The 19,974-nt window shown below is 71.3% G+C and carries 20 protein-coding genes and 3 pseudogenes; 11 read left to right on the top strand and 12 right to left on the bottom strand.

The window, feature by feature from the left end:
* Positions 1–241: pseudogene (locus O3Q52_RS26275) on the top strand (hypothetical protein); the annotation flags it as partial.
* A 6-nt stretch (positions 242–247) separates the two neighbouring features.
* Here O3Q52_RS26275 and O3Q52_RS26270 read toward each other — a convergent pair.
* Positions 248–1,234: an aldo/keto reductase gene (locus O3Q52_RS26270; RefSeq protein WP_269651210.1), complete on the bottom strand. Its 987-nt coding sequence runs from the start codon at positions 1,232–1,234 to the stop codon at positions 248–250.
* Positions 1,235–1,418: 184 nt separating this feature from the next.
* A complete protein-coding gene (locus O3Q52_RS26265) occupies positions 1,419–2,291 on the bottom strand; it encodes a hypothetical protein (protein ID WP_269651209.1) in 873 nt (290 codons plus the stop codon).
* A 375-nt stretch (positions 2,292–2,666) separates the two neighbouring features.
* Here O3Q52_RS26265 and purN point away from each other — a divergent pair, with 375 nt between their 5' ends.
* Together purN and purH are read left to right on the top strand one after the other, a co-directional pair.
* Positions 2,667–3,287: a phosphoribosylglycinamide formyltransferase gene (gene purN, locus O3Q52_RS26260; protein WP_269651208.1), complete on the top strand. Its 621-nt coding sequence runs from the start codon at positions 2,667–2,669 to the stop codon at positions 3,285–3,287.
* On the top strand, positions 3,284–4,888 hold the full coding sequence (gene purH, locus O3Q52_RS26255) for a bifunctional phosphoribosylaminoimidazolecarboxamide formyltransferase/IMP cyclohydrolase (RefSeq protein ID WP_269651207.1): 1,605 nt from the start codon (positions 3,284–3,286) through the stop codon (positions 4,886–4,888). Before purN ends, purH begins: the two co-directional genes overlap by 4 nt.
* 82 nt (positions 4,889–4,970) lie before the next feature.
* Here purH and O3Q52_RS26250 read toward each other — a convergent pair whose 3' ends face one another.
* From O3Q52_RS26250 to O3Q52_RS26235, 4 genes are all read right to left on the bottom strand, one after another.
* Positions 4,971–6,167, bottom strand: coding sequence for a peptidoglycan-binding protein (locus O3Q52_RS26250; RefSeq protein WP_269651206.1), 1,197 nt, complete (start codon positions 6,165–6,167; stop codon positions 4,971–4,973).
* Between the two features lie 27 nt (positions 6,168–6,194).
* The gene (locus tag O3Q52_RS26245) at positions 6,195–6,647 is read right to left on the bottom strand and encodes a peptidoglycan-binding protein (protein WP_269651205.1); all 453 of its coding nucleotides are present in this window, start codon (positions 6,645–6,647) and stop codon (positions 6,195–6,197) included.
* Positions 6,648–6,714: 67 nt separating this feature from the next.
* Positions 6,715–7,188: an ATP-binding protein gene (locus O3Q52_RS26240; RefSeq protein ID WP_269651204.1), complete on the bottom strand. Its 474-nt coding sequence runs from the start codon at positions 7,186–7,188 to the stop codon at positions 6,715–6,717.
* Positions 7,185–7,397, bottom strand: a complete 213-nt coding sequence (locus O3Q52_RS26235) for a hypothetical protein (RefSeq protein ID WP_269651203.1) — start codon at positions 7,395–7,397, stop codon at positions 7,185–7,187. The genes O3Q52_RS26240 and O3Q52_RS26235 overlap by 4 nt, the downstream gene beginning before the upstream one ends.
* A 116-nt stretch (positions 7,398–7,513) precedes the next feature.
* On the opposite strand from O3Q52_RS26235, the gene O3Q52_RS26230 reads away from it, so the two are divergent.
* Entirely contained in the window at positions 7,514–8,368 is an 855-nt protein-coding gene (locus tag O3Q52_RS26230; protein ID WP_269651202.1) for a helix-turn-helix transcriptional regulator, read from the top strand.
* Positions 8,349–8,645 carry a DUF397 domain-containing protein gene (locus O3Q52_RS26225; protein ID WP_269651201.1) on the top strand — a complete coding sequence of 99 codons (297 nt, stop codon included), beginning with the start codon at positions 8,349–8,351 and terminating at the stop codon, positions 8,643–8,645. The genes O3Q52_RS26230 and O3Q52_RS26225 overlap by 20 nt, the downstream gene beginning before the upstream one ends.
* Before the next feature lie 251 nt (positions 8,646–8,896).
* Here O3Q52_RS26225 and O3Q52_RS26220 read toward each other — a convergent pair.
* The 3 genes and pseudogenes from O3Q52_RS26220 to O3Q52_RS26210 form a co-directional block, all read right to left on the bottom strand.
* A pseudogene (locus O3Q52_RS26220) lies at positions 8,897–10,029 on the bottom strand (protein kinase); the annotation flags it as partial.
* Positions 10,026–10,843 (bottom strand): annotated as a pseudogene (locus O3Q52_RS26215) (FHA domain-containing protein). The pseudogenes O3Q52_RS26220 and O3Q52_RS26215, both read right to left, overlap by 4 nt.
* A 191-nt stretch (positions 10,844–11,034) precedes the next feature.
* Positions 11,035–11,673, bottom strand: coding sequence for a hypothetical protein (locus O3Q52_RS26210; RefSeq protein WP_269651200.1), 639 nt, complete (start codon positions 11,671–11,673; stop codon positions 11,035–11,037).
* A gap of 314 nt (positions 11,674–11,987) precedes the next feature.
* Here O3Q52_RS26210 and O3Q52_RS26205 point away from each other — a divergent pair, with 314 nt between their 5' ends.
* The 3 genes from O3Q52_RS26205 to O3Q52_RS26195 all read left to right on the top strand — a co-directional run bounded on the left by O3Q52_RS26205 (position 11,988) and on the right by O3Q52_RS26195 (position 14,605).
* Positions 11,988–12,842: a bifunctional methylenetetrahydrofolate dehydrogenase/methenyltetrahydrofolate cyclohydrolase gene (locus O3Q52_RS26205; protein WP_269651199.1), complete on the top strand. Its 855-nt coding sequence runs from the start codon at positions 11,988–11,990 to the stop codon at positions 12,840–12,842.
* Entirely contained in the window at positions 12,832–13,704 is an 873-nt protein-coding gene (locus O3Q52_RS26200; protein WP_269651198.1) for a DUF3017 domain-containing protein, read from the top strand. The genes O3Q52_RS26205 and O3Q52_RS26200 overlap by 11 nt, the downstream gene beginning before the upstream one ends.
* A 367-nt stretch (positions 13,705–14,071) precedes the next feature.
* The gene (locus O3Q52_RS26195; RefSeq protein WP_269651197.1) at positions 14,072–14,605 is read left to right on the top strand and encodes a helix-turn-helix transcriptional regulator; all 534 of its coding nucleotides are present in this window, start codon (positions 14,072–14,074) and stop codon (positions 14,603–14,605) included.
* Between the two features lie 42 nt (positions 14,606–14,647).
* Here O3Q52_RS26195 and O3Q52_RS26190 read toward each other — a convergent pair whose 3' ends face one another.
* Positions 14,648–15,205 carry a peptidoglycan-binding protein gene (locus O3Q52_RS26190; protein WP_269651196.1) on the bottom strand — a complete coding sequence of 186 codons (558 nt, stop codon included), beginning with the start codon at positions 15,203–15,205 and terminating at the stop codon, positions 14,648–14,650.
* Positions 15,206–15,583: 378 nt separating this feature from the next.
* Here O3Q52_RS26190 and O3Q52_RS26185 point away from each other — a divergent pair, with 378 nt between their 5' ends.
* Positions 15,584–16,900 carry an XRE family transcriptional regulator gene (locus O3Q52_RS26185; RefSeq protein ID WP_269651195.1) on the top strand — a complete coding sequence of 439 codons (1,317 nt, stop codon included), beginning with the start codon at positions 15,584–15,586 and terminating at the stop codon, positions 16,898–16,900.
* 749 nt (positions 16,901–17,649) lie between these two features.
* Positions 17,650–18,639 carry a malate dehydrogenase gene (locus O3Q52_RS26180; RefSeq protein ID WP_269651194.1) on the top strand — a complete coding sequence of 330 codons (990 nt, stop codon included), beginning with the start codon at positions 17,650–17,652 and terminating at the stop codon, positions 18,637–18,639.
* Positions 18,640–18,870: 231 nt separating this feature from the next.
* Here the strand turns inward: O3Q52_RS26180 and O3Q52_RS26175 are convergent, their stop codons facing one another.
* On the bottom strand, positions 18,871–19,017 hold the full coding sequence (locus tag O3Q52_RS26175) for a hypothetical protein (RefSeq protein WP_269651193.1): 147 nt from the start codon (positions 19,015–19,017) through the stop codon (positions 18,871–18,873).
* A 44-nt stretch (positions 19,018–19,061) separates the two neighbouring features.
* Here O3Q52_RS26175 and O3Q52_RS26170 point away from each other — a divergent pair, with 44 nt between their 5' ends.
* Entirely contained in the window at positions 19,062–19,199 is a 138-nt protein-coding gene (locus tag O3Q52_RS26170) for a hypothetical protein (RefSeq protein ID WP_269651192.1), read from the top strand.
* Positions 19,200–19,244: 45 nt separating this feature from the next.
* Here the strand turns inward: O3Q52_RS26170 and O3Q52_RS26165 are convergent.
* The coding region (locus O3Q52_RS26165; protein WP_269651191.1) for a GNAT family N-acetyltransferase at positions 19,245–19,974 on the bottom strand (730 nt) is incomplete at its 5' end.

The raw sequence follows: 19,974 nt of genomic DNA, 5'->3' as shown, positions 1-19,974 counted from the left end.
TGCTCTTCCGATCTGGCGACAGCCGGAGGCGCCCCCCGTCAACCCCGTCACCCCCGTCACCCCTGTCGAGAGTCGCCGCGCCGGCCCGGACCCCGACTTCGAGCCGTACGACTTCCTGCCCCCCTCCGACTCCTTCGGCTCGCTCTGGCACGACGACGTCTCGCGTGAGGCCCGTTGGGCTGCTCTCAAGCAGGCGTCCGGCCCGACCGATCCCCCGGTGCAGGGGGACCGAACGGCCTGACGCGGGTCAGCGGGCCGCGTCCAGCCGGGCCCGCTGACCCGCCGTCAGTTCCAGGTCCACCGCTGCCAGGTTCTCGTTCAGCTGGGCCACCGAGGAGCAGCCGACGAGGGGTATCGCCGGGACCTCGCCGTCGATCAGCCATGCCAGGACCACCTGGTTGACCGTCGCGCCGGTCTCCTCGGCGACCGAGCGGAGTGCCGCCAGCCGGGCCGGAGTACCCGCGTGGTCGAACTCCGGGCCGAGCGGCTTGTCCTCGCGGACGTAACGGCCGGACAGGAGCGGGGTGTAGGCGACGAGCGTGAGGGACGGTTCGGCGCGCAGATAGCTGAGCAGGTCGCCGCCGGTCACGCCCTGGTCGCCGTCGGGCGAGAGCTGCCCGGGCAGGTCGGCGCGCTTGCGCAGATAACTGTGCTGGTACTGCAGGACCTCGTAACCCGGCAGGCCGGCCGCCGCCGCGAGGCTCCGGGCCCGCTCCAGGCGCCAGGTCCAGTGGTTGCTGGCGCCGAGCAGCCCGACCGTGTCCTCGGAGACGAGTTCGGCGAAGCCCTCGACGGTCTCCCGCAGGGGCACGGTCGTGTCCTCGATGTGGGCGTACAGCAGGTCCAGCTTCGGGACGCCGAGCCGCTCGCGGCTGCCCTCCACCGCCTCCCGGATCGCCTTGGCGGACAGCCCCTCCGGGTTGTCGGTGTAGCTCGTGCCCGGGGCGAGCGGCCGTGCGCCCAGCTTCGTGGCGATGACGATCTCGTCGCCGATGCCACGGCTGCGCCGCCAGCGGCCGAGCAGGGCCTCGCTCTCGCCGCCCTGCGTGCCATTGACCCAGAACGCGTAGTTGTCGGACGTGTCGATGAACGTGCCGCCGGCCTCGACGAACCGGTCGAGGATCGCGAACGAGGTCGCCTCGTCCGTGACCGTCCCGAACAGCATCGCGCCGAGGCTGAGGACGCTCACCTCACGGCGGGTCCCGGGGGCCGTTCCGATCGTGCGGTAGCGCATGCGGGTGTCCTCCCCTTGCGGCCCGCCGTGCGGCGGGCGTTGAGAGGAGCATGGATTTTGAAGCGCACTCCAAGTCAACCCGGAGCCACATCACGTACGAAACGATGCACTCGTACGAAGCCATGCACTCGTACGAAGCCACGCGTGCGTACGGAGACATGGCCACGCGCGCGGAGCGGGCCCGTCAGCCCTGCGTCCCCAGCAGCCCCCGCAGCTCCTCCGGCAGCAACTTGTCGCAGGACTTCTTCGCCGTGTTCGTGAGTGAGTCGTTCACGCACGTGTAGTAGTCGCTGTACACGAGCTGTGCCGTGAAGGTGGCCGCGACCATGGCGAGCGCCAGGGAGGCGGTGACCAGGCCGCTGATGGCCGCCGTGGTCTGGGGCCTGGCGCCCGAGGTGGGCGGCGCCGGGGTGTTCGGATCCGGTGTGCGCGGCGGCTTGCTGCGCAGCGCGCTGATCGCCCAGTACATGGCCAGCGCGCCGAGCAGGAGCGCCACGTACGGCCAGCTGAAGAGGGCGAAGAAGAACGCCCACATGCCGGACAGCAGCGCGAACCGGGCGCGGCGCTGGGCGGGGTCCGTCGGGTCCCAGCGCATTCCCGTGCCCGGGCCGCCGGGCCCCTCCGGTCCGTTCTGGCCACCGCCGGAGCCGCCGTTGGTACCGGGCCGGTCACCGAAGCGGCCGCCCTGCGCGGGTCCCGGCTGGCGGTCGCTCCACTGGCTGCCCCAGGGGGAGGAGCCGTCGCCCTGGCCGTCCTGCCCCTCGCGCTGCCCGCCCGCGGTCCGCCGCGGCTGCCAGGGCCGGTCGGGCGTGCCCTCGGGCGGCGGGGCGAAGGGGTTGTCGTCGGCAGGAGGCTGCGGCGGCTCGGGCCGTTGGCCGGAATCGGGCGCACCGGAGCCGCCCGCGCCACCGGAGCCGCCCCGGCCGCCCGAGGAGCCCTGCCCACCTGCGGAACCCTGGCCGCCCTCGGGCACGTCGTCGCTCTCCCGCGGCGGAGTGGGAGAAGGGCGCCGCTCGCGCAGCAGGAGCGGAGGGAGTCGGAGACTGCGGTCCGGCATCAGGTGTGCGTCTTCCCCTTGATGGTCTCTGGCGGCAACGTGTCCACAGAGCTGGTTACGTGTCCGGGGCTCGCGCCCAAGCGTTCGTACCCGTCCCTGGTCAACGTCCCGTGCGCAGAAGGCGTTCCCCTGTGCGCACCGTGTTCCCCGGGCGGATCCTCCACAGACGCTACCTTCCGGCCACGCCCCCGTCCCGTGGGGGCCGCTCGGTGTGCCGGTATCGTTGCTGACGGTCGGCCGCTTCGTAGACTTCCCCGTATCCGGGGGCTCGATGCATTCGTACGACCGTACAAACGCCGACCGTGGACACACTCTCTCCCGAGAGAACCCCGAGAACCCCGAGAACCCCCGAGAACTCCGAGAAAGGGCCCCGCCGTGGCCAAGGCCAAGCGCCTCGTCGTGCTGGTCTCCGGATCAGGTACGAATCTGCAGGCTCTCCTCGACGCGATCGCGTCGGAGGGGACGGCCGCCTACGGAGCCGAGATCGTCGCGGTCGGCGCGGACCGCGACAACATCGCCGGCCTGGAGCGCGCCGAGCGCGCCGGGCTTCCCACCTTCGTGTGCCGCGTGAAGGACCACGCCACGCGCGACGAGTGGGACAGGGCACTGGCCGAGGCCACCGGCGCGTACGAGCCGGATCTGGTCGTCTCGGCCGGGTTCATGAAGATCGTGGGCAAGGAGTTCCTGGCCCGCTACGGCGGCCGGTTCGTGAACACCCACCCCGCGCTGCTGCCGAGTTTCCCGGGGGCGCACGGCGTTCGCGACGCCCTCGCGTACGGCGCGAGGGTCACCGGGTGCACCGTCCACTTCGTCGACGACGGCGTCGACACCGGCCCGATCATCGCTCAGGGCGTGGTCGAGGTCCGGGACGAGGACGACGAGAGCGCTCTGCACGAGCGCATCAAGGAAGTCGAGCGAAGCCTGCTCGTCGATGTCGTGGGGCGGCTCGCCCGCAACGGCTATCGCATTGAGGGACGAAAGGTAGTTATCCCGTGACCGCCGAAGGTACGCAGGGTACGCAGGACACGAAGCGGGTCATCCGCCGCGCGCTCATCAGCGTCTACGACAAGACCGGTCTTGAGGAGCTCGCCCGCGGCCTGCACGCGGCCGGTGTCGAGCTGGTCTCCACCGGCTCCACCGCCGGGAGGATCGCCGCCGCCGGAGTCCCGGTCACCAAGGTCGAGGAGCTCACCGGCTTCCCCGAGTGCCTGGACGGCCGGGTCAAGACGCTGCACCCGCGCGTGCACGCGGGCATCCTCGCCGACCTGCGCCTGGAGTCCCACCGGCAGCAGCTCGGCGAGCTGGGCGTGGAGCCGTTCCAGCTGGTCGTCGTGAACCTCTACCCGTTCCGGGAGACCGTCGCCTCGGGCGCCACGCCCGACGAGTGCGTCGAGCAGATCGACATCGGCGGCCCCTCGATGGTCCGCGCCGCCGCCAAGAACCACCCGTCCGTGGCCGTGGTCACCAGCCCCGAGCGGTACGCCGACGTGCTGTCCGCGGCCCGCGACGGCGGCTTCGACCTGCACGCCCGCAAGCGGCTCGCCGCCGAGGCGTTCCAGCACACGGCCGCGTACGACGTCGCCGTCGCCTCCTGGTTCGCGAGCTCGTACGCGCCCGCCGACGACTCCGCCTTCCCCGACTTCATCGGCTCGACCTTCGAGAAGCGCAACACCCTGCGCTACGGCGAGAACCCGCACCAGGGCGCCGCGCTGTACGTCGACACTGCATCCAACAGCGGCTCCGCCGCGGGGGGCGGTCTGGCCGACGCCGAGCAGCTGCACGGCAAGGAGATGTCGTACAACAACTTCACGGACACGGACGCCGCGCGCCGTGCCGCGTACGACCACGACGAGCCCTGTGTCGCGATCATCAAGCACGCCAACCCGTGCGGCATCGCGATCGGCGCGAACGTCGCCGAGGCGCACCGCAAGGCGCACGCCTGTGACCCGCTCTCCGCGTTCGGCGGTGTGATCGCCGTCAACCGGCCCGTCTCGAAGGAGATGGCGGAGCAGGTCGCCGAGATCTTCACCGAGGTCATCGTCGCGCCCGAGTACGAGGACGGCGCGCTGGAGGCCCTCACCAAGAAGAAGAACATCCGCGTGCTCCGCGCCCACCAGGGCCCGGCCGCCTCCGTCGAGGTCAAGCAGATCGACGGCGGCCGGCTCCTCCAGGTCGCCGACCGCCTCCAGGCCGACGGCGACAACCCGTCCTCCTGGACCCTGGCGACCGGCGACGCCCTGTCGCCCGGCGAGCTGGAGGAACTGGCCTTCGCCTGGCGGGCCTGCCGCGCGGTGAAGTCCAACGCGATCCTCCTCGCCAAGGGCGGCGCCTCCGTCGGCGTCGGCATGGGCCAGGTCAACCGCGTCGACTCCGCCAAGCTCGCCGTCGAGCGCGCGGGCACCGAGCGCGCCCGCGGCTCCTTCGCCGCCTCGGACGCCTTCTTCCCCTTCCCCGACGGTCTGGAGATCCTCACCGACGCCGGCGTCAAGGCCGTGGTCCAGCCCGGCGGTTCGGTCCGCGACGAACTGGTCGTCGAGGCCGCGAAGAAGGCGGGCGTCACGATGTACTTCACGGGGACGCGGCACTTCTTCCACTGAGCCGTACGCGTCAGGCGGCCCGCCGGCAGTTCACTCAGGACGCCGGCGGGCCGTTGTCGTTGTGTGCTGTCGTGTCGCGGTGTCACGTCGAGCTGCGCAGCGCGGCCCAGGTGTTGGGGCCGACCTGGCCGTCGACTTCCGGCCCCTTGTCGCTCTGGGAGGCCTTGACCGCCGCCGCGGTGTCCTTGCCGAACTGGCCGTCCACACCCGCGCCGCCGACGCCGTAGCCGCGCTTGTCCAACATGCACTGCACCTGCACGACGCGCTGGCCCCTGTCGCCGGACTGTGTGAGCTGGGTGCCGGAGTAGTACGTGCACTGGGAGATCCACGGGGGTGTGGCCGGTTCGGCCGTGGTCCTGGTCGGAGTGGGTTCGCTTCCGCTGCCGCCATCGCCGGATCCACCTCCGCCGTTGCCGCCGGCCTCGGTGGTCTGCGTACGGGTGGGCTCGGTCCGCCCGCTGTCCTGACCGCCGTTGCCCCCGCCTCCCGCTCCGGAGGCGTTGTCCTTGCCTCCGCCGTCCTTGTCGTCCGTCTCCGCCTTCTCCTCGCGGGACGGGGAAGGGAACGCCGAGCCGGAGGAGTCGGGCGACGGCGAGTTCTTCCGCTCCTCGGAGGCGGTGGGTTCGGCGGACGGCGCGGGGGAGGCGGTGCCGGTGGTGTCCGGGCGGGTGAGCAGGAAGGCGCTCACGGCGACGGCGCACACGGCCAGCACCGCGGCGACGACGAAGTACGGCTTCTTGCGGCGTGGGGCGGCCGTGCCTCGGATGGTGTCCGGTGCGGGGCCGGGTGGAGTACTGGGGACCGGGCTGTCTGCCGAGGGGCCGTCTGCCGACGGGCTTCCGGCCGTGGCCATGGCCGGGCCGAACCCGGGAGATGGGGCCGGTACAGGTGTGGACGCGGCGTACGGGCTGACCGGAGTCGGAGGCGGAGGCCCGAAGGCCGGAATGGGGACAGGGCCGGGGGCGGGGCCGGGGGCCGCCGCGCGCTGTGCGGCCGCGCGGAAGTGGCCCGTCTGCTGAGCGGAGGCGTGCTCCAGCACTTCGTGGGCCGCACGACGGGCGATCAGTAACGAGTCGAGGGGTTCCTGCCACGCCGGTTCACGTGGCTCAAGCGGTGTGGGTGGATGCGTCGCGGCCGCGTCGATCAGCTGCCGCGGTGTGGGCCGTCCGTCCGGGTCCTTGGACAGGCAGGCGAGGAGCAGCGCGGCCAGCGGGGGATCGGCCTCCGCCAGATCGTCCATGATCTCGGACCTGGGCTCCTCGAAGGCGACGCGGTGCACCGTGCGACGGGTCTTTCGCGACAGGCGTCAGAGTGAGTCGGCGGCCCGCTTGAATGCGGCCTGGGTCCCCGGGCCGGCGATGCCGTCGATGTCGCCGTTGTAGCCGAACTTGCTCTTCAGCCAGCGCTGCAGCGCCTTCACGGTGTTGGGTCCGACGATGCCGTCGATCGCGTCGTCGTAGCCCCAGTACTCCTTGAGGCCGCGCTGCATCGCCTTCCAACTGTTGGTGCCGAGCAGCCCGTCGATGTCGCCGTCGTAGCCCCAATGGGCCTTCAGGTCCCCCTGGACCTTCTTGGCCTGCGCGGTGCTCAGGCCAAGATTGTTCACCGCGAGTGGGGCGACGGCCTCGGAGATCGCCGCCGGCTTCGTGGCAGGCTCGGACGCCGCGAAGCTGGTGCCCGCAGCCGCCAGGCTCCCGGCGGCGATCCCGACGACGGTGGTGACGCTGACGAGCGCCCTCGTCAGAACATTCGGTCGCATTCGTTTCCCCGTTCGGTCGTGGGGCGGCACCTGACATGGTCGGCGTTGATCACCGGTTACGTTGATGTCACCCTCTGAGCTGGTGGGCTCTTGCCATGGCCATGCTGGTCGAGGCTGCGTCCCGGGGAACCTGGAAAGTTCTAGGTGTGCGGTGCGGACCGGCGGTGCCGCTGAGCGCATCTTCGTGGAAGTCGCACCACACGGTCTTGCCGCCGGGCGTCTGCTCCACGCCCCAGCGCACCGCGACCGCGTCGAGCAGGAGGAGGCCGCGGCCGGTCTCGTCGTCGCCGGTGGCCCGGCGGAGGATGAGCCAGGAGTACGGGTCCGGGTCGGTGACCTCCAGGCGGGTACGGCCGTCGTCGTGGGTGAGCCGCACGGTGACCGGCGTCTCCTCGCCGAGGTGGGCGATCACGTTCGTCAGTAACTCGCTTACACAGAGCTGCACTTCGGGGCAGGGGACACCGAGGTGTTCACGTACGGCCCGGCGGACGTCCGGTACGGCCTTGGGCACCGCGAGCAGGTCGAGGGTGAGCGGTTTCAACGGTCTGCCGCCTTGTGGAGGGCGGCGGCCAGGGCGTGGGCGGTGGCCAGGTTGCAGTTGCCGAGAGCGACGAGGTGCGGGGCGGCGTACGCGGCGGCGAAGGACATCGACTCGACACCGAGGGACGGCAGAGTGATTCCGTTCGCTACCAGTGCGGTGCGGAGTTGTTCTACGCAGACGTGTACGTCGTCGGGGGCGGAGTCGGCCATGGGGGAACGCCTTCCTGTGCTTTGCGTGACGAACTCGTCACACCCTGGCGTCGGTCGGCGTACCGTAAAAGGGTTTTGGGGTCCACGGCACCGGGTGTGGAAGCAGGTGGTCAACGGTGGCTGCGCGCAAGGACATCGACGGTTCGGCGAGCGTGCCGGAGTTCTACGGGAAGGAGTTGCGGTGGAAGCGGGAGGAGGTTGGGCTCACGCCGGAGGGGGCGGTGGAGGGCTCGTTCTACGCGCCGACCTATCTCAGTGAGATCGAGCGCGGGCAGCGGCGCATGCCGGAGGACTTGGCGCATCACGTCGACCGGGTGCTGAAGACCGACGGGTTCTTCGGGCGGCGGTGCGAGGACGTGCGGAAGGCGAAGCGGAAGGGGCACGCCGGGTACTACGAGCGGGCCCTGGAAGCGGAGAAGTACGCCGAGACCATCGAGGTGTGGTGCCCCGCTGTTCTCCCCGGCTTGCTGCAGACGCCCACGTACGCGCGGACGCTGGTGCAGGCGGCGCACCCGAGCGCGTCGGACGAGGAGGTGGAGGAGAAGGTCAACGCCCGGATGGCGCGGGCGCGGCTCTTCGAGGACGATCACAAGCTCCCCGAGTACTGGGCGATCCTCCACGAGTCGATCCTGCGTCACCCCATCCTCCCGCCCGAGGAGATGGCCGAACAGCTAGACCGCATCGCGGCGTTGGCGTGGCGTCGGCGGATCCTTCCACAGGTCCTGCCGTGGAACAGCGGGGCGTATCCGCTCATGCTGGGCGGGGCCATGGTCATGACCTTCCCGGACGCCCCGCCGCTGGTGTACACCGAGTCCTCATACAGCGGCGACACCATCGACGATCCGGCCCTCGTGAAGCAGTACCGCAAGTCGTACGATCTGCTCAGGGCCGCCGCACTGCCGCCTGAGGCGTCCCTCGCCATGATCGAGGACGCGGCAGAGGACTATCGAAATGGCAAGCAGGCAGATTGACTTGGGCGCCGCCGTCTGGCGCAAGAGCAGTTACAGCAACGGTGACGGCGGGGAGTGCGTCGAGGTCGCCGAGGGCTTCGTCGGCGCAGCCCGTTGGCGCAAGAGCAGCCACAGCAACGGCGACGGCGGCAACTGCGTCGAAGTCCGCGACGACCTCCCCGGCCTCGTCCCCGTCCGGGACTCCAAGACCCCCGCCGGTCCCGCCCTCGTCTTCCCCGCGAGCGCCTGGGCCCCCTTCGTCGGGGCGCTCAAGGGTGCCGGCACGCCGACGAGTTAGCCGGCACCTGACATCAGCACCGCGCGATCCACCGGTGGGACAGCGGGGCGTACGTGCCCGCCAGGTTTCCCTGGTTGCGCTGGGAGGTGCAGCCGGTGCGGTTCCGGGCGTTCTCCCGGGTGACGTCCGCGCCGACCGGGGTGAAGTCGCGGCCCCTGAAGTACGCCACGGCGCCGAGCCCGTTCTCGTCGTCGCTGCTGTTGTTGAAGATGGACTTCACCGGTTGGCCACCCGCAGGTGTCCGGCCCCGACAGCCAGTCCGTGTAGTCCTCGTCCCAACTGCACATCTCGCCCGAGCCGTTGGGCTCGCTGAAGAAGCAGACGGAGTCGGCCGGGCAGCGGTGGTAGCCGTACGTCAGACCCTGGTCGTCCTCCCGCATCGCGTACACCACCGTCGTCGCCACGATCAGCGCCGCCGCCGCGAGGGTGCCCACCAGGGCCGGGCGCCGCCACCGCCGGGGCCGCAGCCTCGGCAGGCGGGCCGAGCGGGAGGTGCCCGCGACCCGTTCCACCCGGCGCAGCAGCGAGGCGGTGTCGTGTGCGGCACGTTCCTCGTGCGTACGGGCCAGCCAGGCGGTGATGATCTCCCGCCAGGCGGCGGGGAGTTCGGGGGACAGGCGTAGTTCCTCGGTGCCGCGCGCGTACCGTACCGCCGCGTCGCAGCGGGCCTCCGTGGTGCCGCCCGGCAGCGGGAACGTGCCGGTCAGGACGAGGTGGGCCAGTACGCCGAAGGACCAGATGTCGGCGGTCGGGCGGATCTGCGTGCCGCGTTCGCTGACCTCGGACCAGAGGAGTTCCGGCGCGGTGTAGTCGGGAGTGGCGAAGGCGGGCGCGTACGCATGGGTGCCCTCCATCTCCGCCGCCATGTTGAAGTCGCCGAGGCGGGCCGAACCGTCCTTCATCAGCAGTACGTTGGCGGGCTTGAGGTCGCCGTGGACCCAGCCGGCGCTGTGCAGCTGGGCCAGTCCCTCGCAGGTCTGCGCGAGCAGCGCGGGGCCCTGCGGCGGGTGCGGGGAGCGGGCGAGGAGCGCGGCGAGCGAGCCCTCGGCCCGTTCCAGTACGAGGACGGTGGCGCCGTCGAGTTCGGGGTGGTCCGGGTCGTCGACGGTGAGGGTCTCGTACATCCGGATGAGCCGCGGGCGCGTGAGTCTTCGGTGCAACTCGACCTCGCGCTCGGCGAGTTCACGCAGATGTGTCAGCTGGCGGGGCGTACCCGTGCCGGTGGGAAGGAACTTCAGCGCGGCCGACTTCGGCAGGCCCTCGCGCGGCTGGGCGCACCGGGCCTCGTAGACGCTGCCGAACGCGCCCGTGGCGATCGGGTCCCGCACCTCCAGGACCCCACCCGGTACCCCTTGGGCACCGAGATCGCGTACGCCTCGGTCACCGCGCCGCCCGGCTCGCCGGCCCCGTCAGGACGAGCAGATCGTCCTCCCGTACAAGATCGAAACGCAGGGCCAGAGAGATCAGGGACTCCTTCTTGCCGTTGAGGCGAGGGCCCGTGTCCGCCGTGTCGGGGCCCGGCTTGAGGCGCAGTTTCACGGCGAGGTAGTCGATGTTCCACTGGACCGAGGTGCGGGACGCGGCGGGCCAGTGGGAGCGCAGCCGCTCTACGAGCTGGTCGACGGTGGGCAGCGGGGCGTGCGGCTCGCCGCGCAGCCGGGGCTCGCAGAGGGCGGCCAGGACCGCGAAGTACCGCTTGGTGCGGTCGACGGAGAACGCGGGCGTGGTCGTCGCCCCGTCCAGGCCTTCCGGTGAGCGCAGATAGTCGTGGCGGGGTGCCCACACCTCGATGGTCAGCAGGTCGCCCGCCGCCAGGAGCACGATCCGGGAGAACTCGAGGGGACCGGCGCGTCCAGCATGCCGGGTCCGACCTTGATGTGCTCGCCGGCGCCCTCCGGGTTCTCCACCACGTACGTCTGGTGGGCCGAGAGGTTGCTCAGTGCCCAGAACGCGCCCTGCGCGGTGATCTCCCCGGCTTTCCGGGAGACGCCTTCGTGTGCGATCGCAAGCCCGTCGCCGTTCGCGGAACGGCCGAAGGGCAGCCGCTCGCCGGGCGCGAGCCGGATCTGGGGACTGGTGCGTTCTGCGCCGTACGTCCCGACGTGCGTCCCGCCGTGTGCGTCGCCGTATGTGCTGCCGTACGTGCCGCCGTGCTCGTCCTCCGTGGTCGGCGGAGGTACCACGATGATGCTGTACAAGGCCGTTCTCCCCGTCCCGCTCCCCGTTCCCGGTCCCGGTCCCGTACGCGGTTAACCGCATCAGGGTATGGCGACGCGGCAGGGCCGTGTCCCCCCTCAGCGGGGTGAAACACGGCCCTTGGCGTGAATGGCGTGAACGTGCCGTTCCGGAGCCCGGGAGTTCCGGGGTCGGTGCCGCGCGGGCTCCGAGGTCAGTACCGCGGGCGGTTGAACCATGCCGAGGCGGCGCTGTTCACCATCGAGGCGAGGATGATGCCGGCGATGGCGAGGGAGATGAGCCCGCCGAAGGTGCCGGAACCGCCCGCGCCCTGCACGGTGTTGACGAGGCCGCCGAGGATCATCAGCGACGCGTACACGATCGTCGTGACGCGGATCCCGCTGCCGCCGTTCTTGAACTTGACGCCGAGGAAGATGGACAGGGCGCCCAGGCCCACCAGGAACGCGGCGAGCACGAAGCCGAGACCGGCGAGGGTGTCGGTGTCGTCACCGCTGCCGACGCCGTTCGACACGTCCTGGACGGCGCCGACGGCGATGCCCGCGATGATGCCGAACAGGATCTGGAGGCCGGCCATGATGAACAGCAGGACGCGCGCGGTCTTCATCAGACCGGGCATCTCCATGGTCATGTGGTTGCCGCCCGGGTAACCGGGATACGCGGGCTGCTGCGGATAGCCGTAGCCGGGCTGCTGCGGCGGGGCGCCCTGCGGGTAGCCGTAACCGGGCTGGCCCTGCGGAGGATAGCCGGGCTGGCCCTGGGGAGGCTGGGGCGGGTATCCGGGCTGCTGGCCCTGCGGCGGACCGTATGGGTTGTTCGGGTCGCCAAAACTCATGGCGCTTTCCTCCGTCGTTGCGTAAGTGCGGGGACGACGCGGCACATTTCGGAGGAAAGTTCTACAGATGCGGTTCGTCCCCCCGGTACTGTCCGCGGCACTGTGCCGCTCATCGTCCTTAACGTGTCGCTTATTTGTCCAGCCGGATACCGCGTGTGTTGTGCAAGTGCAACATCGCCGATCATGGGCGCGGGCCGGACGGCGGCCGGACGGCGGCCGGACGGAGCACGTCGGGGAGGTGCGCCGGGGAGGCCGGAAGTGGCCGTGGAGGGCCGGATTGGAACCAGGACCCGGTCATCCGCGAGGATGGGCACATGACCGCCCAGATTCTCGATGGCAAGGCCACCGCAGCCGCGATCAAGTCCGATCTGACCGTCCGCGTGGCGGCCCTGAGGGAGAAGGGCATCACGCCCGGCCTCGGAACCGTCCTGGTGGGCGACGACCCCGGCAGCCAGAAGTACGTCGCGGGCAAGCACCGCGACTGCGCCCAGGTAGGTATCGCCTCCATTCAGCGGGAACTGCCCGCGACCGCCACGCAGGAGGAGATCGAGGCGGTCGTCCGCGAGCTCAACGAGGACCAGGCCTGCACCGGTTACATCGTCCAGCTGCCGCTCCCCAAGGGCATCGACGAGAACCGCATCCTGGAACTGATGGACCCGGACAAGGACGCGGACGGGCTCCATCCGATGAACCTCGGCCGCCTCGTCCTGAACGAGCCGGCCCCGCTGCCCTGCACCCCCAACGGCGTCCTGACCCTCCTGCGCCAGTACGGCGTGGAGATCAAGGGCGCCGAGGTCGTGGTCGTCGGCCGTGGCGTGACGATCGGCCGCCCGATGCCGCTGCTGCTCACGCGCCGCTCCGAGAACGCGACGGTGACGCAGTGCCACACCGGCACCCGCGACCTCGCCTCGCACCTGCGGCGGGCCGACATCATCGTCGCCGCGGCGGGCTCCGCGCACCTGATCCGCCCCGAGGACGTGAAGCCCGGGGCCGCCGTCCTCGACGTCGGCGTCTCGCGCAGCGCCGAGGGCAAGATCGTGGGCGACGTCCACCCCGGTGTCGCCGAGGTCGCCGCCTGGATCTCCCCGAACCCCGGCGGAGTGGGCCCGATGACCCGCGCCCAGCTCCTCGTCAACGTGGTCGAGGCGGCGGAACGCAGTGCCGGCTGACCGGGCCGCCACCGGGCGGGACAGCGAGGCGGACACCGCCGCGAACACGGACACCGCCGCGAAGGCGGACACGTCGACGAAGACGAAGGCGGATGCCTCGATGAAGGCCGACGCCGCGGGCCGGGGTGCCGAGGGCGCCCCGGCCGTCCAGGACAACGAGTCGCACGGGACGTCCGCCGCCGGGGCATCCGTACCGGAACAGGAGCCGACAGGCGCCGAGCCGGAGGCCGGACAGGCACCGGACGCGAAGCCGGACGGCACCGAGCCGAGTGGCGCAGAGTCGCCCGGCACCGACCAGCCCGGCACCGACCAGCACGGCACCGAGCCGCACGCCGACGAGGGGGACTCCGGCGAGGCGGACTCCGACGGCACCCCGGCCGAGGACGCCGAAGCCGGTGCCGACGCGGTTCGCGAGGGCGAACCCACCGCCCGGGACGCGGTCAGCGCGCCCGGCCCCGACGGCCGGCCCCGGAGGACCACGCGCCGGTTCCCGCTGTTCACGCGGGACACCGCACGGCCCGAGGGCGGTGGCAGGGCGGCTCCCCGAGACGCGCCCGCCCCCGCGCGTCAGTGGCCCATCCTCGCGGTCATCGGCACCGTCGGACTCGGTCTGCTGCTGACCGCGCTCGACCTCTTCAAGGTCGGCACCCTGCTGATCGGTGTCGCGCTGCTCGCGGGCGGCGTCATGCGCTGGACGCTGCCCGACGTGGGCATGCTCGCCGTCCGCTCCAGGTTCACCGACCTCGTCACGTACGGCGTCCTGGGCGTGACGATCGTGCTGCTCGCGATGATGGCGCAGCCCAACCCGTTGCTGGAGATCCCGTTCCTGGACGACACGCTCCACTTCACGATCAGGACCTAGCGAACGCGGCGCTTCACGATCAGGACCTGGCGAACGCGGCGCCCGCGTGACGAAAGCCCGTCCCCTCTTCCCGAGGAGGCGGGCTTCTTCGTGGACGGGAGCGGCGCCCGTCCACTCCCCCGAGCGAGGACGGGCGCCGCCTGGACTCCAGAGTCATGGACGTGCCAACGGCGGTTCAATGCCTGTCAGTCCCCTGTGGCACGGAGGTGACAGTTCCGGTACGTCCCGTCCGCCGGGAGGCCCTCGTGCGGCCGTCGTATGGCCTTCGTCCCGCAAGGCATCCGGCGGGAACCAATCCGCCGCCGGCGCCGTCACCCGGTCATAGCGGGGGACGTACGAGGGAGACGGCGAGGAGGCAAGGAGAGGGATGAGCGCCTGGCAGTCACTGCCTGCGGATCTTCCGCCGGAGGTGGCGCATTTCGTGGAGCAGTTGCGGCTGCTCAAGGACCGTACGGGGCTCAGCCTGGTCGCCCTGGGCGAGCGCACGGCGTACAGCAAGTCCTCCTGGCACCGCTATCTGAACGCGACGCAGCCCCCGCCCAGGCAGGCGGTCGTCGCCCTGTGCCGGGTCGCGGGGACGGACGCCGAACGCTTCTGCGTGCGCTGGGAGCTGGCCGTGCGGGCGTGGCCGCGAACGGTGGCTCCGGCTCCGGCTCCGGCGGGAGTGCCCGTGGCCGGGGGCGAGGGTGCGAACGGGGCGACGGACGGGGGCAAGCACGGGGGCGGGTACGAGGACGTCCCCACGGTCCCGTGGTGGGACCTGCTCGCCGAGGCCTCGGAACCGGAGTCCGCCCCCGCGCGGGCCTCCTGGGCCGCCTCGCACCGTCTGCTGCTCTACGCCCTGGTGCTCGTCCTCGTCCTGCTGCTGACCGCGGTGGTCGGTGCCGTCACCCTGGCGTGATCACACGTCGGAGTGACGGTCCGAGGGCTCGGGGCACACGGTTCAGCCGCGCCAGTCGTAGGCCGCGACCTTCCACTGCGTACCGATCTTGACGTAGTACTTCCCGCTCAGCCGCTTGAACGTGACGTCCCGCTGGTAGCCGCTGTACGTAACCTGGCCGCCCCGGTACGGGCCGTCGAGGAAGTCGTCTGCGTGGCCGAAAGTCTCCTTTCCGACGATGCCGTCGACGTCCTCCAGCTCCTCGCGCGCCTGCCACCACTTCGTGGCCGACTTCGTCTTCCAGCCGAAGGAGCCGTCGATGTCGTACTTCGTGAAGGGGCGGTTCACGCCGTTGCCGTCCCTCCACCTGGCGCCGTCCGCGTAGAGGACGGTCTGCCACAGACGGGTCGCGTTGCTGTTCGTGTGGCGGGTGACGGAGAGCGTCCCCTCGTCGCCCCAGTCGTTGTACGCGCCGCCGGTGCCGTCGATGACCTGCGGAGAGGTGGCGGACCCGGACGTGGCTGCGGCGAGCGGACCGCTCATGCCGAGCGCGAGTCCCGCGGTCGCCGTCACGGTGACGGCGGTGAGCAGTCGACGATTCGACCTGCCCTTGGTGTGCATGTGATCCCCCTGAGGTCGCGAGTGACGCACGAGGTCGCGCATGTGTTCCCCGCGTGTCGATGTGTTGACAAGTTCGAGGATTTACGCCGATCACCCCCGACACCAGGGATAACGTGGGCAATCGGGACGCTCCGGGACGTCCCGTGCGCTGACCAGGCGATCCTGTCGGCCGGGAGGGAAGTCGGTGGGACACTGGACCGCAGACCAACGGGCGTGCAACGGTGCATGCCCACAGGCCCGAATGCTCCCGTGCGCCCCCATCCCGGGAACTGAGATCCTTACTGTGCGCATCCCTGTGGGTAGCCAGAACGAGGACTCGGCAGAGGGCTTCACGCGCGGGAAAAGCCAGCACGTACGGGGGGAAAGAGGGGGGTAGCAATGCCTCGTTGGAGGGCCTTGCCGGATGAACTCGATCCGCAGGTCAGGGAGTTCGCCAGCCAGCTGCGCCGGTTGGTCGACCGCAGCGGACTGAGTGTCGCCGCCGTGGCCGACCGCACCGGGTACAGCAAGACGTCCTGGGAGCGGTATCTGAACGGCCGGCTGCTCGCGCCGAAGGGCGCGATCGTGGCTCTGGCCGAGGTGACCGGGACCAATCCCGTCCATCTGACGACGATGTGGGAGCTTGCCGAGAGGGCCTGGAGCCGCTCGGAGATGCGCCACGACATGACCATGGAAGCGATCCGGATCTCCCAGGCGCGTGCCGCGCTCGGCGAGTTCGGGTCGACTCCGGCCAAGGGGGGACGGAACGGGAAGCAGGCGCGCGCCGGGGGTAGCGCGACAGCGGCGCCCACGCCGGGTATCGCGGGACCTGCCGGGGTGGCACCCACGGTGCCGCCGGGGACTCCGGTGCAGGGGGAGGAGCGGCGGACGCCGCGCGGCGCCGGGGCCGGGGCCGGTGGCGGCAACGGCTCGGGCGGGGCCTCGGGTTCGCGCGGTGGCGGCTGGGGAGCCGTCGCCACGCCTTCGGGGACGTCCGGAGCGTCCGGGGGGTACGGATACCCCGGGGGTCTGGGTACGTCGAGTGCAGGCGCGTCCGGCTCTGCCGGTGCGTCCGGGGCGTCGGGCCTCGGCCCGTCGGGTTCCTTCGGACCGTCCGGCATGGCCGGTCCCGCCGGTGCCGCTGGTGCCGCGGGCGCGGCCGGTTCTGCCGGGGGTCCGCCTCAGGACGCGCGGTCGCGTTCCGGCGGGTCGCCCGACGGGAAGCGTGGGAAGCGCCGGCTCACGATGTTCCTCGCGGGGGTCGTGGGTGCGCTCGTGGTGATAGCCGCGGCCGTGTTCCTCACGAACGGCGGGAGCGACGACAAGGCAGGGAGCGACACCACACCGACGCCGACGCCGACCGTCAGCAAGGAGCTGCCGGCCGGTGTCGAGTGCTTCGGCGCGGAATGCGCGGGCAAGGACCCGGAGAACATGGGCTGCGGCGGCACGCTCGCGACGACGGTCGAGAAGGCCGTCGTCGGCACCGCCCAGGTCGAGGTCCGCTACAGCGAGACGTGCGGGGCCGCGTGGGCCCGCATCACCGCGGCCGGGCCCGGCGACGAGGTCCGGATCACGGCGGGCAAGGCAGCCGCCCAGACCGCCGAGGTCGACACGGACACCGACGCCTACACCCCGATGGTCGCCGTGAAGAACGCCACCGAGGCCAAGGCCTGCGCCACCCTCAAGACCTCGGCCGAGGAGGGCTGCACGAAGTAGCACACAGAGGCTCACGCTGAACGAGCCTCGCCCGGGTGCCCGCCTCACTGGAGGCGGGCACCTGCTTTTTGGGGCCGGAGCCCTGCCCCTTCAGGGGCGCGGGGAACTGCGCGACCAGCCCAACTCGACCGGCACACCCCCACAGCCCCAGGCCCAGGCCCAGGCCCACCCGCTTCTTCGGGCCGCAGGCCCATGCCCTTCAGGGCCGGAGCCCTGCCCCTTAAGGGGCGCGGGGAACTGCGCGACCAGCCCAACACGGCCCGCACACACCCACCACCCCAAGCCCACCCAGGTCCACCCAGACCCCCGAACCCCACCCACAACAATTCCCCGCACAAGAGGAATGCCCTCCCCAGGCCGGGGCAGGCGAACCGTACCCCCACGGGAGTCCGGCACCGACCGGGAGGACTCACCCCCCTCCCGACCACCCGGCACCCCCACAGAAGGCGGCCGTCGGCCTTCTCTCCCGGATCGACGGCCGCCTTCCCATGCCCTCCCACGCCCGGCCCGCGTCCCGCGCCTTCGCGGAGCGTGCCGCGGAGAGGCCCGCCGAGCGCCTGTGGGGCGGGCCACATCGGCCCCGGCCGTCCGGGATCCCGGATGCGCGATAGCCTGACCGCTGGATCTCTCTTGACGCCAAGAGATCGATCATCGACACAGGTGATCGATCATCCCGGCGGCAGGGCAGGGGATCCCGTACCCCGGGGCAGGGACGCCCCACCGTCGTCAGCTGTCATACGGAGAACGCCATGACCCGCACTCCCGTGAACGTCACCGTCACCGGCGCGGCCGGCCAGATCGGTTACGCCCTGCTCTTCCGCATCGCCTCCGGCCAGCTGCTCGGCGCGGACGTGCCGGTCAAGCTGCGTCTCCTGGAGATCACGCCGGCGCTGAAGGCCGCCGAGGGCACCGCCATGGAGCTCGACGACTGCGCCTTCCCGCTCCTTCAGGGCATCGAGATCACGGACGACCCGAACGTCGCCTTCGACGGCACGAACGTCGGTCTCCTCGTCGGCGCCCGCCCCCGCACCAAGGGCATGGAGCGCGGCGACCTGCTCTCGGCCAACGGCGGCATCTTCAAGCCCCAGGGCAAGGCCATCAACGACAACGCCGCGGACGACGTCAAGATCCTCGTCGTCGGCAACCCGGCCAACACCAACGCCCTCATCGCCCAGGCCGCCGCCCCGGACGTACCGGCCGAGCGCTTCACCGCGATGACCCGCCTGGACCACAACCGCGCGCTCACGCAGCTCGCGAAGAAGACGGGCTCGACGGTCGCGGACATCAAGCGCCTCACCATCTGGGGCAACCACTCCGCCACCCAGTACCCCGACATCTTCCAGGCCACGATCGCCGGCAAGAACGCCGCCGAGACCGTGAACGACGAGAAGTGGCTGGCCGAGGAGTTCATTCCGACCGTCGCCAAGCGCGGTGCCGCCATCATCGAGGCCCGCGGCGCCTCTTCGGCCGCCTCGGCCGCGAACGCCGCCGTCGACCACGTGTACACGTGGGTCAACGGCACGGCGGACGACGACTGGACCTCGATGGGTATCCCGTCCGACGGTTCGTACGGCGTCCCGGAGGGCCTCATCTCCTCCTTCCCCGTCACCACGAAGGACGGCTCGTACGAGATCGTCCAGGGCCTCGACATCAACGAGTTCTCCCGCGCCCGCATCGACGCGTCGGTGAAGGAGCTGGAGGAGGAGCGCGAGGCGGTCCGCGGCCTCGGCCTCATCTGAGCCGAAGCCTGAAGGCCGAAGCCCGAAGGCCGAGACCTGACGGTCGAAGTCCAGGCGCGAAGCCCCAAGCCTGAAGCCGCCCCCGGGAGTTCCCGGCGGCGGCTTTTCGCGCACCGCACGTCACCACCGCGCACGCTCCACCACTCACCATTCACCGAGCGGTCGCCCGGGACCTGCTCCCCCCTGCGCAGCAGGTCCCGGACAGCGTGGACGTACGAGCCCGGCTCAGGCTCAGGCGGTGTCGATCCAGTGGTTCGGGATGGTCGGGCCGCCGGAGCAGCGCAGGCTGGTCGGCGTGGTGACCCTCTTCCAGGCGGACCACTTGTAGTCGCCGTCGGAACACCGGATGCCGAGCCGCCAACTGCCGCCGCCCGCCATGCTGTCGCAGGCGCCCCGGGCGAAGGTCGGGCTGGTCTGTCTCGGTGCCCGGCGGTTCCAAGAAGAGCTGGGCTCCGGTGCTCCAACTGCCCTGCGGCCAGGACGAGTCGGGCCAGACGTTCCGCTTCGACCCGGTCCCCTCACCGAGCGCGGTGCCCTCGATCAGCAGCAAGGACGGCTGACGGGCGACCAGCGGCAAGGACCGGTGACGGGCGACGGACCGTACGTCAGTCGGGCAGGACCAGGGTCTTCTCGAACCAGTAACTGGCGTGCGCGTTCGCGTCGTACGCCGGGATCCCGACGTACCCGCTCGTGCGGTACATCGCTGCGGCCTCCTTGAGGACCTCGTGCGTGTCGAGGCGTACGACGTGATGCCCGCGCCGGGCGGCCGCACGTTCCAGTGCGGTCAACAGCCGCCGCCCGAGGCCGAGTCCGCGCGCGTCGGGGTGCACCCAGAGGTGCCGGATCTCGGCCGTGTCGGCGTCGAGCGCGCACAGCGCCCCGCAGCCGACGGCACGCTCCTCCTCGTACGCGACGAGGAGGACGGCGATCTGTTCCGGCGGTACGAGATCCTCGGTGGCGTATCCCTCGGGGAACCGTTCGTCGAGCTCGGCGGCGAAACCGGCCAGACAGGCGCGCGCGTCGGCCGACCGGGCGTCGACGGCCCTGACACCGACGCCTGCCAGCCGCAGCAGCCGCTCGGCCACGGTGACGGCCTCCGTCAGCCGACCCCGCTGCTCCTCGCTCAGCCCGTCCAGCAGGCCCTCGGCGAGTCCGTCGGCCCGCCGGTTCTGCTCCGCCAGCTCCGCCCGCCCGGCCTCCGTGAGCTCCGCGAGGCGCAGGCGGCTGTCCGCCGGGTGCACGCTGACCCGGACGAGCCCCTGGCCCTCCAGCGCGCGCACCATCCGGCTCAAGTGCCCGGCGTCCAGGCCGAGTCGGGTCCTCAGCTCCTTCAGA

Origin of the sequence: Streptomyces sp. ActVer (genome assembly GCF_027270795.1) — a bacterium.
GTDB classification, from domain to species: Bacteria; Actinomycetota; Actinomycetes; order Streptomycetales; family Streptomycetaceae; genus Streptomyces; species Streptomyces umbrinus_A.
The sequence above is the reverse complement of the archived record's forward strand: the minus strand, read 5'-3'. Positions and strand labels throughout refer to the sequence as shown.